A 14855-nucleotide genomic window follows, 5' to 3' on the forward strand; every position below is an offset into this window, starting at 1 on the left:
ATGAAACGTGTTGTTAAAATAGCGCTAATCGGAATGCTGATCGGTTTTGTTGGTCTTGTTGTATCTGTTTCTGTCAGTAGTTATTCGTTTGTCGAAGCGTTTACCGGAAAAACAACGGTGATAGAGGAAAGTGAAACATATGATCCTAACGAAGTGGATCGAATTTTAGTTGATGTTGATCTAGCTAGGGTGAATGTTCAAGCAACTGATGAAGACCAAATCTTAGTTGAGTATCGTGGGGAGTTAACGTCACATAATATGGAACGAATGGATGTCGATATAAATAATACAGATCGTCAGTTGCAGATTGGTTTTGAATATCGTCAACCTAGCTTATCTTTATTTTTGAATCAGAGTGTTGAGATCGATGTTCATTTACCTCAGGAAACATTTGAGGAAGTAACAGTTGATTCATCTGCAGGTCGGTCAATCATTAGTGATGTCAGTGCTAATGAAGTGAATTTACGCTCAAGTGCTGGGCGCGTTGATTTGCAAAATATTGATTCTAATAAAACTTTTGTTACCACTTCTGCCGGAAGAGTAGAGGTAGATCAAATAAAAGGTGACCTTAATATCAACACCAGTGCAGGGAAGATTATCGCTAAATTGGATCGTCTTGAGCAAGATGTGACGCTAGAAGCGACGGCTGGCGAGGTTGAATTATTAGTTCAAGAAGAACCAACAAATATGAATTTAGACTTCCAAGCGAGTGCAGGTAAAGGGAGTGTATTGGTTCCACTGGAATATGAAGTAAACTCAAGCAATGTAATTAAAGGTACGGTTGGTGATGGTGACCATTATGTTAGGGTCAGAACCACTGCAGGGTCATTTACATTTGATGTAAGGTAGAAAATTTCGATTTCAAATACAACGACATTTAAGATAGAGAAAAAAAGGTCAGCCGCGTGTATTATTTATAAAACGGCTGACCTCTTTATTTAACCTAAAGCTTGTTGTAAGTCTTCAATCAAATCTTCAATATCCTCAATTCCCACTGATACACGAATTAAACCATCTGAAATACCTAACTCAAGACGTCTGTCACGAGGGATCGATGCATGAGTCATCTTTGCTGGAACAGAGATGAGGCTTTCGACAGCACCAAGGCTTTCTGCAAGTGTGAAATAGCGAACCTTTTTTAGAACTTCTTCTGCTTTTTCAGCACTACCCACGTCGAAGGAAACCATGGCTCCAAACCCAGACGATTGTTTTTTAGCAATTTCATGTCCTGGGTGGTCCTCTAAACCAGGATAAAAGACTTTTTTAACCGTGGGGTGATTTTGCAGAAATTGAATGACTTCTTTTGTGTTCTGCTCATGCTCTTCCATACGAATACCTAGTGTTTTAATTCCACGCATGAGTAACCATGAATCATGAGGCCCTAATATAGCCCCCGATGAATTCTGTACATAGTGTAAGTCTTCGCCTAACTGTTCATCATTAACCACGACTAAACCAGCCACCACGTCACTATGTCCACCAAGGTATTTCGTCGCACTATGAAGGACAACGTCAGCCCCATGTTTAAGTGGATTTTGGAAATATGGTGTTGTAAACGTATTATCGACAATGACTAATAAATTATGTTGTTTGGCTAAATCTGAAACGGCTTGAATATCGGTCACTTTTAGCAGTGGGTTAGTCGGTGTTTCAATAAAAATGGCTTTGGTGTTGTCTTGGATCGCTGGTTCAATTTGACTTAAATCACTTGTATCAACAAATGTTGAGTCAATTCCAAGTCGGTTCATTACACTAGTCATTACACGGTAAGTCCCACCATACACATCATCAGTAAAGACGACGTGATCACCACTATTAAACAACATCATAGTAGACGTAATAGCGGCCATTCCAGAACCAAAAGCGAAACCACGCGTTCCCCCTTCGATGTCCTTAATTAATTCTTCTAAAGCGAAACGTGTGGGGTTTCCCGTACGTGAATATTCATAGCCACTATGCTGACCAGGTGCTTCTTGCTTATATGTGCTTACTTGGTAAATCGGTGTAGATACCGCACCTGTTTCTTTATCACCAAAAATACCACCATGTATCAGTTGTGTTTTTTTACGCATCGTTATTCCCATCCTTCATAAATATTTTGACTTAAATAACGCTCACTACTATCAGGGAAAACCGTTACAATATGGCTACCTGGTTGTGCCTGTTTTGCTTCTTCTATAGATGCGTGGAAAGCAGCACCTGAAGAACTTGCCACTAATAAGCCCTCTAGTTGAGCTATCCTTTTCATCTGTCTAAAGGCATCTTCATCTGTAACGGTGTGGATGGCATCAAAATAGCCAGTGTCCATATAATTCGGTAAAAATTCCATACCAATTCCTTCTGTTGCATGGGGTCCAGGTTCGCCCCCGTTTAAGATCGACCCCTCAGGCTCAACGATGACGGTTTTGATCGACTCATCCTGCTCTTTTAAATAACGAGCAGTTCCCATAAACGTTCCACCAGTTCCAGCACCAGCTACAAATATATCAATTTTTCCGTCTAGATCACGATATAGCTCTGGCCCCAGTGTTTTATAATAAGTGTTTGGATTAGCCGGATTGCCAAACTGAGCTGGAGTGAAGGAGTTGTTAGTTTTTTCGACTAGTTCCTGTGCTTTTTCAATCGCACCTTTCATCCCAAGCTCAGTCGGTGTGTTGATTACTTTGGCCCCTAATGCTCGCATTAAGGTTTGTTTTTCGATACTAAATTTTTGTGGAACGACGAAGATCACTACAAACCCCTGGTTAATTGCTGCTAAGGCTAAGCCAATTCCGGTATTGCCGGCTGTTGGTTCAATTATTGTCCCACCTGGTTTCAACTGTCCAGTATTCAACGCATCAGCTAATAGCTCTAAACCGAGCCGGTCTTTAACACTACCACCTGGGTTCATGAATTCGAGTTTGGCAAATAATCGACAATTATTGGGGATATCAACATTTGTCAATTCCATTAAAGGTGTATTTCCAATTAAATCTTGGACACGGCTGACATAATTCATGAAACTATTCCTCTCCGAAAACATCTTTCCACGTCTCGATTTGATCGAGCATTTCTTGAGCTAGTTCTTTAGCACCCTCTAAGCTATGATTAGCAGCCCAGCCACATTGTACTTCATTGCAGGCAGGTACTTCTTCAGCTTCTAATACGTCTTTAAAGGTTTTTTCTAATGTTTCAATAATCTCATCATAGTCTTCGTGATTTAACACGGCTAAATAAAATCCGGTTTGGCAACCCATAGGACTAATATCAATTACGTTATCCATGTGATTACGGATATTTTCCGCCATTAAATGCTCAATTGAATGAAGAGCATCCATCTTCATATGGTTTTGATTAGGCTGTTTGAAACGAATATCATATTTGTGGATTTTATCCCCGTTTTGTCCTTCAGTAATACCAACTAAACGCACGTAAGGTGCTACTACTTTTGTATGGTCTAAATTAAAACTTTCAACATTCATTTTTTCAGTCATAAAAAAGCTCCTCTCTAATCATTTTTCCTAGTTATATCATAACGTACTTATTGTTTTTTAGCATGGGTGAGCCATACAAAATCATTTAACTGTTCAAATTCTACTTGATACCCTGCTTGCTCACCAATTTGCTTCATTTTGGGGATGGTTGTGTAATATTCTCGCGTTAGGTCTTCTGCTAAATCAGGGAACCCTTTATTCTTAGCTTCCTCAATTTTCTCTCGAAATGCTGTGTCGTCTTTAAACATCGTATCAGCAAATACGATCTGACCATTAACGGTTAATAGATCGTAATATCTTCTCATTGCTTGGAATTTCTCATCATCAGTTAAATGGTGAAAAGCATAGGAACTGACGATAGTTTCAACATTCTTAACCTTAGGAAAGTTTAAAAAGTCGCCATCATGAACGGTTAGGTTGGGAAATCTCTCCTGAGCCATTAAACGCATATTAAGGTTAGGTTCAACAGCTATGACAGGGACTCCTTTAGTGACTAATTTTTCTGTTAAATTTCCAGTTCCTACGCCAAATTCCAATGTCACTCCATAGGACAGTTCAACCACTCGTTCTAAAATAGCCTGATAATCTCTGAAAACTTCTCGATACTGTTCATTATGACCAGAAACCGTTTGGTCATAAGATTCGGCCCATTCATCAAATATATGCATAAACTCACGACCCATGTCGTTCACCTCTGAGTTATATTTTATTTTTCCTACCTGTTTACTTGGTAATTAACAAAAGTATACCACAGGACAAACTAAATAAGCAAAAAAGGAAACGCCCAATTTTAGTAAGGTTGTGAGACTTTTCCTGTCTATAAAAATGCTTTGTGTTTACTGCCTTTGTTATGTGATTCGTGATCGGCTCAAGAAGCAGGTTGATCGGTCAAAGAGAGGTGCGCTCTATTCCCGGGAGAGCCGTTCAAGCAGGTTGATCGGTCAAAGAGAGGTGCGCTCTATTCCCGGAAGGAGCGCTCAAGCTGGGTGATCGGTCAAAGAGAGGTACGCTCTATTCCCGGAAGAGCCGTTCAAGCAGGTTGATCGGTCAAAGAGAGGTGCGCTCTATTCCCGGAAAGAGCCCCTCAAGCCGGTTGATCGGTCAAAGAGAGGTGTGCTCTATTCCCGGAAGAGCCGCTCAAGCAGGTCGATCGGTCAAAGAGAGGTGTGCTCTATTCCCGGATGAGCCGTTCAAGCTGGATGATCGGTTAAAGAGAGGTGTGCTCTATTCCCGGAAGAGCCGTTCAAGCAGGTTGATCGGTCAAAGAGAGATGCGCTCTATTCCCGGAAGAGCCGTTCAAGCAGGTTGATCGGTCAAAGAGAGGTGCGCTCTATTCCCGGATGAGCCGTTCAAGCTGGATGATCGGTCAAAGAGAGATGCGCTCTATTCCCGGAAGAGCCGTTCAAGCAGGTTGATCGGTCAAAGAGAGGTGTGCTCTATTCCCGGAAGAGCCCTTCAAGCTGGGTGATCGGTCAAAGAGAGGTGTGCTCTATTCCCGGAAGAGCCGTTCAAGCAGGTTGATCGGTCAAAGAGAGGTACGCTCTATTCCCGGAAGAACCACTCAAGCAGGTTGATCGGTCAAAGAGAGGTGCGCTCTATTCCCGGATGAGCCGTTCAAGCTGGATGATCGGTCAAAGAGAGGTACGCTCTATTCCCGGAAGAGCCGTTCAAGCAGGTTGATCGGTCAAAGAGAGATGCGCTCTATTCCCGGAAGAGCCGTTCAAGCAGGTTGATCGGTCAAAGAGAGGTGCGCTCTATTCCCGGAAAGAGCTTTCAAAACAGGTTAGCTGTCAAATAGAACTCGTCTACCTCTCATAGGTTCGGTTCAGTTTGATTATGAGATTTTATTTTTATTGGATGAGACTTATCTAGGCACGCTTTTTACCGGAGTTGCTACCTCACTCTCCACTCGATCAATGGAGTTTTGGTCGCTCGGTTTTGTCATAAAAATAGGACTTCCTCCAGGTTGTTGGGGAAGTCCTATATGTTGCGTAATAACTATATATAACGCGAAAAAGTTACGTTCAGGTCAGTATTGGACAGCCTTTCAAAAAAGGGAGGAGAAAGAAACAAGTGTCAATAACTACCTAAGTACTATAACTCCTATCGCGAAATACGACTATTTTCGATTTGCAAATTGGTTAACTGGACCAACGTACTCGTTTAATTGCCATGATTGTTCAATCGCTTTTGTTATAAACTGTTTAGCAGATTGAACGGCTTCTCTAGGCGAATGTCCTTTGACGATTGATGCGGTAACAGCCGAAGCAAACGTACAACCGGCTCCATGAGTGAATGGTGTATCGATCATATCATGTTCGAATAATTCAAATTGATCACCATCATAAAAGACGTCAACAGCTTGATCACCTTCTACTTCTGATCCACCTTTAACAATGACATGTTTTGCCCCTAGATCATATATTTTTTGGGCAGCCTCTTTCATTTCATCGACCGTTGTGATGTTAGACATTTGAGCTAACTGACCCGCTTCAAACAGGTTAGGTGTAGTGATTAGTGCTTTGGGGACAAGTAATTCTCTTAAGGCTTTAGCATTTTCCGGGTAGAGTGGTTCATCTTGTCCCTTACAGGCTAGCACGGGATCAACCACGGCATCCAATTGGTATTTATCCAGTGTATTTGCTGCAAGTTCTATAATTTCAGTAGTTGGTAGCATTCCAGTTTTCATGATATCTACACCAACGCCATCTAATATGGTCGTGATTTGTGCTTGAACGGTTTCTCGGTCAATAGGGTAGACATCATGCGCCCACTGGTTATTAGGATTTTGTGCCACAATCGTTGTGAGAGCAGTCATACCATAAACACCGATTTCCTGGTATGTTTTTAGATCAGCTTGAATTCCAGCCCCACCACTAGTATCTGAACCAGCTATAACAAGTACCTTTTTCATTGGTCAAAACCTCACTTCTCTTTATCTTCTAATCGTATTGTATCTTTGTTCAACATGATTTTCCAATGTTTTACTTAGTTAAGCCTGTTTAGTTGATTCTTTTTGAACAACTGATTTTTCATTTGAATGTTCTTCTTTCCATTTAGTTAAGAATAAGGCAATACCACTAGCTAGTAGAAGGGCACTTGTTACATAGAAGACAGAAGCAATTCCATAGTAACCTGCAATAAGACCACCCATCACAGGACCGATAACGTTCCCTAAAAATCGTAGGCTCGTATTGTAACCTAAAACCTCGCCTTGTATTGCGATTGGAGCTGCCTGTCGAATATAAGCCATTCGCACAGGGATAATTCCACCGAGTGTCACTCCTAATAGAAAACGAACAATAACTAGTTGCCAAACCTCATTAACTAGTGCACCTGGGAAATAGACCACCGCTGCCAAGATGACTAAAAGAATAAGAACCTTGTCGTAACCAACCTTATCAGCAATCATTCCCCAACGCCTGGTCATCAGCAAATTTCCAAGCCCTGTTACTGAAAAAGCTATACCTGAGATAAAGGCGATATTTGCCGGCCCATTTAACTCGGCGACGTACAGTGCAAGTATAGGCTGAATAGAGAAGTGAGCGATTTGTACAAACATAGAAATAATTAGCACCATTAATAACATCGGATGGCGAATAATATGTTGAAGAACTTCCTTACGTGAATAGCTCTCTTTTTCTTCCTTCTCACCAGCCAATCGGGTTTCTCTAACACCGATTAAGACACATAGACCTGCAATAAATAAAGTAATCGCTGTGTACTGGAAAGCTTGTGCGAAGCCTATCCAGTCAGCTAATATACCACCTAATAGTGGTCCAGTTAACGTTCCGGTTACGGTTCCTGTTTGCAATGTACCGAGCACACGGCCCGAAACCTTCTTTGGAGTCTGTGTTGAAATAAGCGCTTGAGAAGTTGAGATAAATCCAGCAAAAATACCCATAAGTAGGCGTAGAATGAATAATTGGATGACGGAAGTGACAAATCCCATTAAAAAGACACTTAGGGCTAATCCGAAGCCCATCATGACAAGAATTGGCTTGCGACCAAAACGGTCACCAATGCGTCCCCAAATAGGTGAAAAAATGATTGCTGTCACAAACGTAATCGCAAATGTCCAACCCGCCCAATTTTTAACGTACTCATCTGAGAAGTTGCCGAACGTCTCAATGTAGAGAGAGAGGAACGGCATAACCATCGTCATACTACCTGCAATAAAAAAATTGGCGAACCACATGATCGCCAAATTCCGTTTTGCGAGTTTCTCCTGATCCAAAACGTACCCTTCTTTCTAGTTTTCTCTAATTATTTCGTGTTACGTTTATTTCGTCAGTCTAAATATAACAAATTATCGAACAATTGTCGAGTGGATTGATTCGTAATTAAAAAACCAACTAAATCATTTTGATCTAGTTGGTATAGTTAGCGTCTTAATCTACACGCGCGATAATATTCGTGGCTTAACAGGCAATCGCTCATCGAAGCTACAATCCGTACCTAACACTTCACTAGGAGTACCAATCTGGGCGACTGCTCCTTTTCTTAATACCACAATTCGGTCTGCTAGTGCTTGTGAATCATCTTGGTCATGAGTCACGAAAATCGATGTTACACCTGTTGCTTTAATAATACGTCTTAGCTCTTCACGAATGCGAATTTGTAAATCTGCATCAAGGTTACTAAATGGTTCATCAAAAAGTAATAACTTCGGTTTAGGTGCTAGAGCTCTAGCTAAGGCCACACGCTGCTGCTGCCCACCACTTAATTCAAAGGGATAACGCTTACGGTAATCCTCTAAATTGACCAGTTCAAGCACCTCACCGATTCGTTCTTTCTTATCTTTACGAGGCCATTTTTGAAGACCGAATTTAATATTATCTTCAACAGTCATATGTGGGAACAAAGCATAGTCTTGGAATACCATGCCCACCCCCCGTTTCTCCGGCTGAATAAAGCTTGAATTACTACACATGCAATGGTCTCCAACCATGATATTGCCGTTAGTAGGCATTTCCAAACCAGCTATTAGGCGAAGGATCGTGCTTTTACCACTACCCGATTCACCTAGGATAGAAATAATTTCACCTTGATCAATCGTTAAGTTGAAGTCTTTAATTGTACTCTCTTTTGCATTCGGGTATTTAAAAGCCAACTCTCTAATATGAACAAACATATAGCATTACTCCTTTTCTAAGACGTGATGAAACACATAAATCGCCATCGCACTAACCACAACAATAATAATCGACGGAATAGCTGCTTGATGAATCATTTCATCAGAGGCATATTGGTAAGCTTTTGTTGCTAATGTATCAAAATTAAAAGGACGCAAAATTAACGTTAACGGTAACTCTTTCATAATATCGATAAAAGCTAAGATGAAACCACCGAAAATGGCTCCTCGGATAAGCTTCATATCAACTTTGAAGAACGATTTGGTTACACTCATGCCGAGCATTCTTGATGCTTCGGTGAAATTTGTTCCGATTCGATCAAATCCAGATTCAATTGAGTTATATCCGACCGCTAAATAGCGTATAACATAGGCAAAGATGAGCATAAATATACTAGTGCTAATCACTAAAGTAGGTTGTAGACCTAACCACTCATAAAAATCGAATAATTCACGATCAATCGCAGTGAAAAAGGTTACGATTCCTACAGCAATAACCGCACCTGGTATCGAATAACCGAGAATGGTTACTTTGGGAAAGGTTTTAGCTAGCATTCCTCGATTTAATCGAGCAAAGTTACTTATAACAACAGCTATCACAACAATCATACTAGCCGCAATGAAAGCAACAGTGATGGAGTTCCAAATTAGCCCCCAAAATTCATTAGAGAAAAATTGTTTATACGTTAAGGTAGCCCAATGAAGTAATTGAGCAATTGGAATTAAAAAGGCAATTAGAAAAATAAAAGAGCAGTAACTAAATGCTAGCCATTTTTGTTTGCCTTCTAACTTCACCGGCTGAAGTAATTTGACTTTAGTGGTTGTAAAGCTGTACCGGCGCCGGCCTCTAAAGATCCGTTCTAGAACTAATAGGAACAATACGATAATCATTAATGTTCCTGCTAATTTAACAGCAGATTGCAAATCACCCATCCCAAACCATGTCTGGAAGATCGCTGTAGTGAATGTTTGAATTCCATAATAGCTTACCACACCGTAATCATTCAAAACCTCTAATACCACTAAGCTGACTCCGGCAATAATGGCAGCTCTAGATATTGGTAAAACAACTTTAAAATAAATCCTCCATGAACTACTACCCAAAATTCGAGCATTCTCAACTAAAGCAGTCGATTGCCTTGCTAAGAAGGCCTTTGTGATCGTAAATACATAAGGGAATAGGAAAATTGTTAAAATAAAGATTGCACCAGGCATGTTCATGATATTAAAGTATTGTTGATTGACAGTCATATCAAATTGATTCCGTAAAGACGTTTGAATCACACCAGTGTAATTTAATATCCCATGATAAGTATATGCACCTATATATGGAGGTATAGCTAGTGGGAGGATTAACCCCCATTGAAAAAAACCTCTTAACGGAAAATCATAAGCTGAAATAATCCACGCTAGACTAGTTCCAATGACAAGTGTCAGAAAACCAACAAATAAAACGAGTACCAACGTGTTTTGTATATATTGTTGTAACATGTATTCACGAATATGCAGCCAATTTTCGTTCGGCTCTGAGAAGAACTGTACAATAATGGATAGGTTAGGTAACAGTACGAGTAAAACAAAAATAATGCTTAAAACGGTCCACATGTTCATTGTTAGCTTAAGTGTTCGAAACCATTTCAAAAAGACACTTCCTTTACCATCTAAGCAACCACTACTATCATACTAAAAATAGGGAATGAACAAAAGGCTGTAGCCGCTCCAAAATTTGGAGCGGCACAAAGGTTTAATAATTAGTCACAACTTATTGCCAACCTACTTCATTGAAGATTCGAACAGCTTCTCCGTTGTTTTCTCCTAAGATAGATAAGTTTAGATCTTGCTCTTCAAATTCTCCCCATTCTTGTAACACATCCGCTGGTTCAACATCAGGATTGACAGGATATTCGTAGTTAGCACCTGCGAAAGTTTCCTGAACGTCAATATCAGTTAAGTACTCAATTAACTGTATCGCATTATCAGGATTTGGTGAATTCTTGGCTAGGCCAATACCACTTATGTTAACGTGTGTACCTGTAGTTTCTTGGTTCGGGAAGAAAACACCAAGCTCTTCAGCGACTTTTACTTCTTCCTCATCTGCGGAATTAAGCATACCACCTAAGTAATAAGTGTTCATAATCGCTACATCACCTTCACCAGCAGCAATCGCTTTGGCTTGATCACGGTCGCCACCTTGAGGTGTACGTGCTAAGTTATCAACAATACCTTGCGCCCAATCTTTTGCTTCTTCACGACCATTTAATTCAATGAAAGAGGCAAGTAAGGATTGGTTATAAATATTTTCAGATGACCGGATTAAAACACGATCCTCCCACTCAGCTTCTGTTAAAGCCTCATAAGTTGAAAGTTCTTCCGGGTCGACACGATCTTGGTGATAGGCAATGATACGTGCACGTTTAGTTAAACCAACCCATTCAGAATCCACATCACGTAAATTCTCAGGTACATTCTCTTCAATTATATCGCTTTCGATAGCTTGTAATAAATCCTGCTCTTTTGCACGGTGTAAACGTCCTGCATCTGCAGTGAAGAATAAATCAGCTTCTGAAGCATCTCCTTCACGATTCATTCTTTCGATTAACTCATCGGCACTCCCGTTAATAATATTAACTTCAATACCTGTTTCTTCAGTGAAATCATTATAAATGTCATCATCTACATCATAGTGACGACTAGTGTATATGTTGACCACACCAGCATCATCTTCTGTACCTTCAGCTTGCTCTTGATCTTCTTGGTCTTCTTCTTGAGGATCTTGTTGCTCTTCCTGTGGTTCCTCATCTGTGCCACATGCTGCTAAAACAACTACTGTAAATAATAAAGCTAGAGTTACCCATAATAATTTTCTCGAAAACATCATCTTACGTCCCTTCTGTTTAGTTCTTTGTTTTTTAGTAATTGAGAATAATTATCAATTTCTTAACTATATTGTGAATGATAATCATTCTCAAGTCAATCACTTTTTTGAGAAAAAGTAAGAGAAGTAATGTCTTTGTTTGAAAAGTTGTCACAATTATTTAAGAAATAGCTATGTTAAAGTCCGTTGTTGTTATGGTGATTCGCTTTTCACCATACAACAACTAAGAACTATTCCTTGAATTATCAACACTAAAATTTAACAGATCCTAAGAAACAAAAAACAGCTTGTACATTTATTATGACAAGCTGTTTTAAAATTACTATACTTTTAAAGGTGTATTAAAAATCAAACAGGTCTCCAGACAAGTAACGTTCTCCTGAGTCAGGAATAATCGCTACGACGACCTCTCCCGGTTGCTTGCGCTTTGCGACTTCAATGGCAGCATAACATGACGCACCGGCTGAAGTTCCTACGAGAATTCCTTCTTCCCGAGCTAAACGTCGAGCAATATCATATGCCTGCTCATCCTCGATTTTAAAGATCTCATCGTAGATATCTTGGTTTAAAATATCTGGAATAAAGCCTGGACTTGTGCCAACTAATTTGTGCTTTCCTGGCTTTCCACCTGATAAAACAGGGGAGCCAGCAGGTTCAACAACATGAACGGACATATCTGGGTAAACTTTACGAAGTTCTTCACCTGTTCCAGTTATTGTGCCACCAGTACCAGCAGTCGCAACAAATGCTGAGAGCTTTTTACCGATTTGGTTCATGGCTTCTTTAATTTCTTTAGCTGTTGTTTGGCGATGTGCATCTGAATTGGCCTCATTCTCAAACTGCATAGGCATAAAGCTATTAGGGATCTCATCCATAAGCTCTTTCGCACGCTCAATTGCTCCTGGCATTTTCTTGTCTCCAGGCGTAAGTTCAACCCTTGCGCCATAGGCTTTAAGTAGATTAATTCGCTCTTTGGTCATCGTATCAGGCATAACTAAAATGGCTTTATATCCCCTTGCAGCTGCATTCATTGCTAGCCCAATACCAGTATTTCCACTCGTTGGTTCAATAATAGTTGAACCTTCTTTTAAATGACCTGCCTTTTCAGCTTCTATGATCATATTATAAGCAGCGCGATCTTTAACACTGCCACTTGGGTTATAGAATTCCAATTTCAAATAAATATCAGCACCATTTGCTGGGTTTAACTTATTTAACTTGACTAAAGGCGTGTCACCAATTAATTCTGCAATATTATTTACTACACGCATGACTTTCACATCCTTTTATTTTCATCAGCACATTCCCTAGTTTACCAATTGGAATTAGGTAATTTCAATTGAATTGATTGTTAGAGCCTTTTTAGAGCATTCTAAAACATACGGCTGTAGCATCATCTTCTCTTGATTGGTTTTCTGATAGGTTTTTCAATTGGTCATACATTTTTTCATATTGGTTAGGTAAATCAGTTTGATGTAATTCTTCATATAATCCGTCTGTTAGCAAATACAACGAGTCCCCAGCGTCTAAATGTAACGTGTGCTCTTCAAACGACATATCCGTTGAGATTCCAATTAACGGACCGAACACCTTATTTTCATGAATTTGTCCATTTTTTCCGTAGGCAAAGTAGTTGATTCCAGCTGCTACATAATTAACTTCTCCAGTAGACAAATTGATATCTGCACAGAAGGCTGTGGCGAAGTAAGAAGAAGGGAAAATCGGCATACAGGCTTGATTGACCCACTCGACTTTTTCTTTGACTGATAAATTTTCACGTGCGATTTGTTTAAACAACAGGCTAATGGTGCTTGTTTGTAAGGCCGTCGCAACACCGTGTCCCATGACGTCTACTAGGTAGATAAATAATGAATTATTCTCCTCATTATAATCATACCCATAACTATCACCACTTACATATTGGCTTGCATGGTGAAGAAATTTCATCTCATATTGCTCAGTTTTAACATTTGGCTGAAGAAGCTCTTTTTGCATTTTTCCAGCATATTCAACTTCCTTTTCCAATTGAAGTTTTGTTCGTATATCCTCGCCGATCGCAACAATCCCGGAATGGCTTCCATCAGAACTCTTTAAGGCGAGTAGACTCCACTGAAATGGTAAATATTCTTTGTTTTTAGTAATTAACGCAGCCTCAAATGAAGTTTGACCTTGTTCAAAGGTTTCCTTAACAAGCTTGTTAAAATCTTTAACATTTAAAAAGTCTGCAAAAGTACGGGTGAGAGCTTCTAACTCATGATATTCAGTAAATTGATGAAGGCGATTATTTGATTTTTTGATGTTCCCGTTCACATCAAGCATGACGACTAGCTCTGGAAGTGAGTTAAACAAGTGGTCTTGTTCGAAAACTTCCTGAATTAGGTGCTGTTCGACTGCTTTTCTTCTAGAAATATCATGTTGAACACCAATAAAATAGTTAATTTCACCATGTTCATCATCAACAGGGTTAATCGTTAATTCATTCCAAAAAGATTGTCCATCTTTTTTATAATTGAGGATCTCCGTGTGAATCGATTTTTTCTCACGAATGGCTTCTCGGATTTTTCTGATTGTGTCGGGGTTTGTATCTGCCCCTTGCAAAAATCCACAGTTACGCCCGATTACTTCATCCTTGGTATAGCCAGTTAGCTTTTGAAAAGCATCATTAACATAGATGATTGGGTTATCGTCTTGGTTGGCGTCTGTAATGATAATTGATGAAGAAGAGTGATCAATCGCAGCTGTTAAATAAGTATTCTTTTTGACAAGCTCATTGATATGTTGTTGCTGTTTAGATAAATTATCTAATTTTTGCTTGATTTCAATTTCACTGACAGCCCAATTCGCTAGTCTTTCCAGTTGGATTAACTTCTCAGAAGAAATCGTTTGTGGTTTTGAATCTAAAATGCACAACGAACCAATAATGTGACCATTGCTTAATCGTAAAGGAACACCAGCATAGAACCTAATTAATCCTTGCGTAACTAAAGGATGGTTAGAAAATCGCTCATCCTCATAAGCATCTTTAACAATGATTGGTTTTTTATCAAAGATTAGATGCTCACAAAACGAAATGTCTCTAGAGGTGTATTGCTGATCTTTAAGTTCATCAGGCAAACCGACACCTGATTTAAACCACTGATAGTCCTCATCAATAAATGAGATCAGGGCCATTTCTACTTGAAATAGGTTTTGTGCTAATTCAGTAATATCATCGAAGTTTTGTTCTGAACTCGTATAGTTAAGGTTTAGGTCCTGTAAAGCTTTGATTCGTTCATTTTCTTTTTTTTCTTTACCAAATTTGATTAGGTTGATTCCATTTTGATTTAATTTTTCTTTCCATTTAACAATTTGATTCTTCACGCTGTGATTCCCC

Annotated in this window: 12 protein-coding genes; 1 reads left to right on the top strand and 11 read right to left on the bottom strand. The window is 39.6% G+C overall.

All coding sequences use genetic code 11. The features are described 5' to 3' along the window. Complete coding sequence (locus HWQ49_RS11400) at positions 1-849, top strand: DUF4097 family beta strand repeat-containing protein (protein WP_188207751.1); 849 nt, start codon at positions 1-3, stop codon at positions 847-849. Between the two features lie 89 nt (positions 850-938). Here the strand turns inward: HWQ49_RS11400 and HWQ49_RS11405 are convergent, their stop codons facing one another. The 11 genes from HWQ49_RS11405 to HWQ49_RS14855 all read right to left on the bottom strand — a co-directional run bounded on the left by HWQ49_RS11405 (position 939) and on the right by HWQ49_RS14855 (position 14842). After that, on the bottom strand, positions 939-2072 hold the full coding sequence (locus HWQ49_RS11405) for a bifunctional cystathionine gamma-lyase/homocysteine desulfhydrase (protein ID WP_188207752.1): 1134 nt from the start codon (positions 2070-2072) through the stop codon (positions 939-941). 2 nt (positions 2073-2074) lie between these two features. Then, entirely contained in the window at positions 2075-2998 is a 924-nt protein-coding gene (locus tag HWQ49_RS11410; RefSeq protein WP_188207753.1) for a PLP-dependent cysteine synthase family protein, read from the bottom strand. 4 nt (positions 2999-3002) lie between these two features. Further along, positions 3003-3473 carry an S-ribosylhomocysteine lyase gene (locus HWQ49_RS11415; RefSeq protein WP_188207754.1) on the bottom strand — a complete coding sequence of 157 codons (471 nt, stop codon included), beginning with the start codon at positions 3471-3473 and terminating at the stop codon, positions 3003-3005. Between the two features lie 47 nt (positions 3474-3520). Then, a complete protein-coding gene (locus tag HWQ49_RS11420; protein ID WP_188207755.1) occupies positions 3521-4156 on the bottom strand; it encodes a class I SAM-dependent methyltransferase in 636 nt (211 codons plus the stop codon). 1436 nt (positions 4157-5592) lie between these two features. Next, entirely contained in the window at positions 5593-6387 is a 795-nt protein-coding gene (pdxK, locus tag HWQ49_RS11425) for a pyridoxine/pyridoxal/pyridoxamine kinase (RefSeq protein WP_188207756.1), read from the bottom strand. Positions 6388-6465: 78 nt separating this feature from the next. Beyond that, positions 6466-7710, bottom strand: a complete 1245-nt coding sequence (locus HWQ49_RS11430) for an MFS transporter (protein ID WP_223155147.1) — start codon at positions 7708-7710, stop codon at positions 6466-6468. 159 nt (positions 7711-7869) lie between these two features. Next, complete coding sequence (locus HWQ49_RS11435; RefSeq protein WP_188207757.1) at positions 7870-8607, bottom strand: ABC transporter ATP-binding protein; 738 nt, start codon at positions 8605-8607, stop codon at positions 7870-7872. A 6-nt stretch (positions 8608-8613) separates the two neighbouring features. Then, complete coding sequence (locus HWQ49_RS11440) at positions 8614-10218, bottom strand: ABC transporter permease (protein WP_188207780.1); 1605 nt, start codon at positions 10216-10218, stop codon at positions 8614-8616. 151 nt (positions 10219-10369) lie between these two features. Next, on the bottom strand, positions 10370-11485 hold the full coding sequence (locus HWQ49_RS11445; RefSeq protein ID WP_394810776.1) for a Fe(3+) ABC transporter substrate-binding protein: 1116 nt from the start codon (positions 11483-11485) through the stop codon (positions 10370-10372). Between the two features lie 338 nt (positions 11486-11823). Continuing rightward, the gene (gene cysK / locus HWQ49_RS11450) at positions 11824-12753 is read right to left on the bottom strand and encodes a cysteine synthase A (protein WP_188207758.1); all 930 of its coding nucleotides are present in this window, start codon (positions 12751-12753) and stop codon (positions 11824-11826) included. 91 nt (positions 12754-12844) lie between these two features. Further along, on the bottom strand, positions 12845-14842 hold the full coding sequence (locus HWQ49_RS14855; RefSeq protein WP_188207759.1) for a PAS domain-containing protein: 1998 nt from the start codon (positions 14840-14842) through the stop codon (positions 12845-12847). Between the last annotated feature and the right edge of the window lie 13 nt (positions 14843-14855).

The organism is Alkalibacillus aidingensis, from assembly GCF_014595945.1.
Lineage (GTDB): Bacteria > Bacillota > Bacilli > Bacillales > Alkalibacillaceae > Alkalibacillus > Alkalibacillus aidingensis.

Coding starts and splice junctions, on each gene's coding strand:
- HWQ49_RS11405 (WP_188207752.1), bottom strand. CDS start 2,072: ATGCGTAAAAAAACACAACTGATACATGGTGGTATTTTTGGTGATAAA.
- HWQ49_RS11415 (WP_188207754.1), bottom strand. CDS start 3,473: ATGACTGAAAAAATGAATGTTGAAAGTTTTAATTTAGACCATACAAAA.
- HWQ49_RS11435 (WP_188207757.1), bottom strand. CDS start 8,607: ATGTTTGTTCATATTAGAGAGTTGGCTTTTAAATACCCGAATGCAAAA.
- HWQ49_RS11420 (WP_188207755.1), bottom strand. CDS start 4,156: ATGGGTCGTGAGTTTATGCATATATTTGATGAATGGGCCGAATCTTAT.
- pdxK (WP_188207756.1), bottom strand. CDS start 6,387: ATGAAAAAGGTACTTGTTATAGCTGGTTCAGATACTAGTGGTGGGGCT.
- HWQ49_RS11440 (WP_188207780.1), bottom strand. CDS start 10,218: ATGAACATGTGGACCGTTTTAAGCATTATTTTTGTTTTACTCGTACTG.
- cysK (WP_188207758.1), bottom strand. CDS start 12,753: ATGCGTGTAGTAAATAATATTGCAGAATTAATTGGTGACACGCCTTTA.
- HWQ49_RS11410 (WP_188207753.1), bottom strand. CDS start 2,998: ATGAATTATGTCAGCCGTGTCCAAGATTTAATTGGAAATACACCTTTA.
- HWQ49_RS11445 (WP_394810776.1), bottom strand. CDS start 11,485: ATGATGTTTTCGAGAAAATTATTATGGGTAACTCTAGCTTTATTATTT.
- HWQ49_RS11400 (WP_188207751.1), top strand. CDS start 1: ATGAAACGTGTTGTTAAAATAGCGCTAATCGGAATGCTGATCGGTTTT.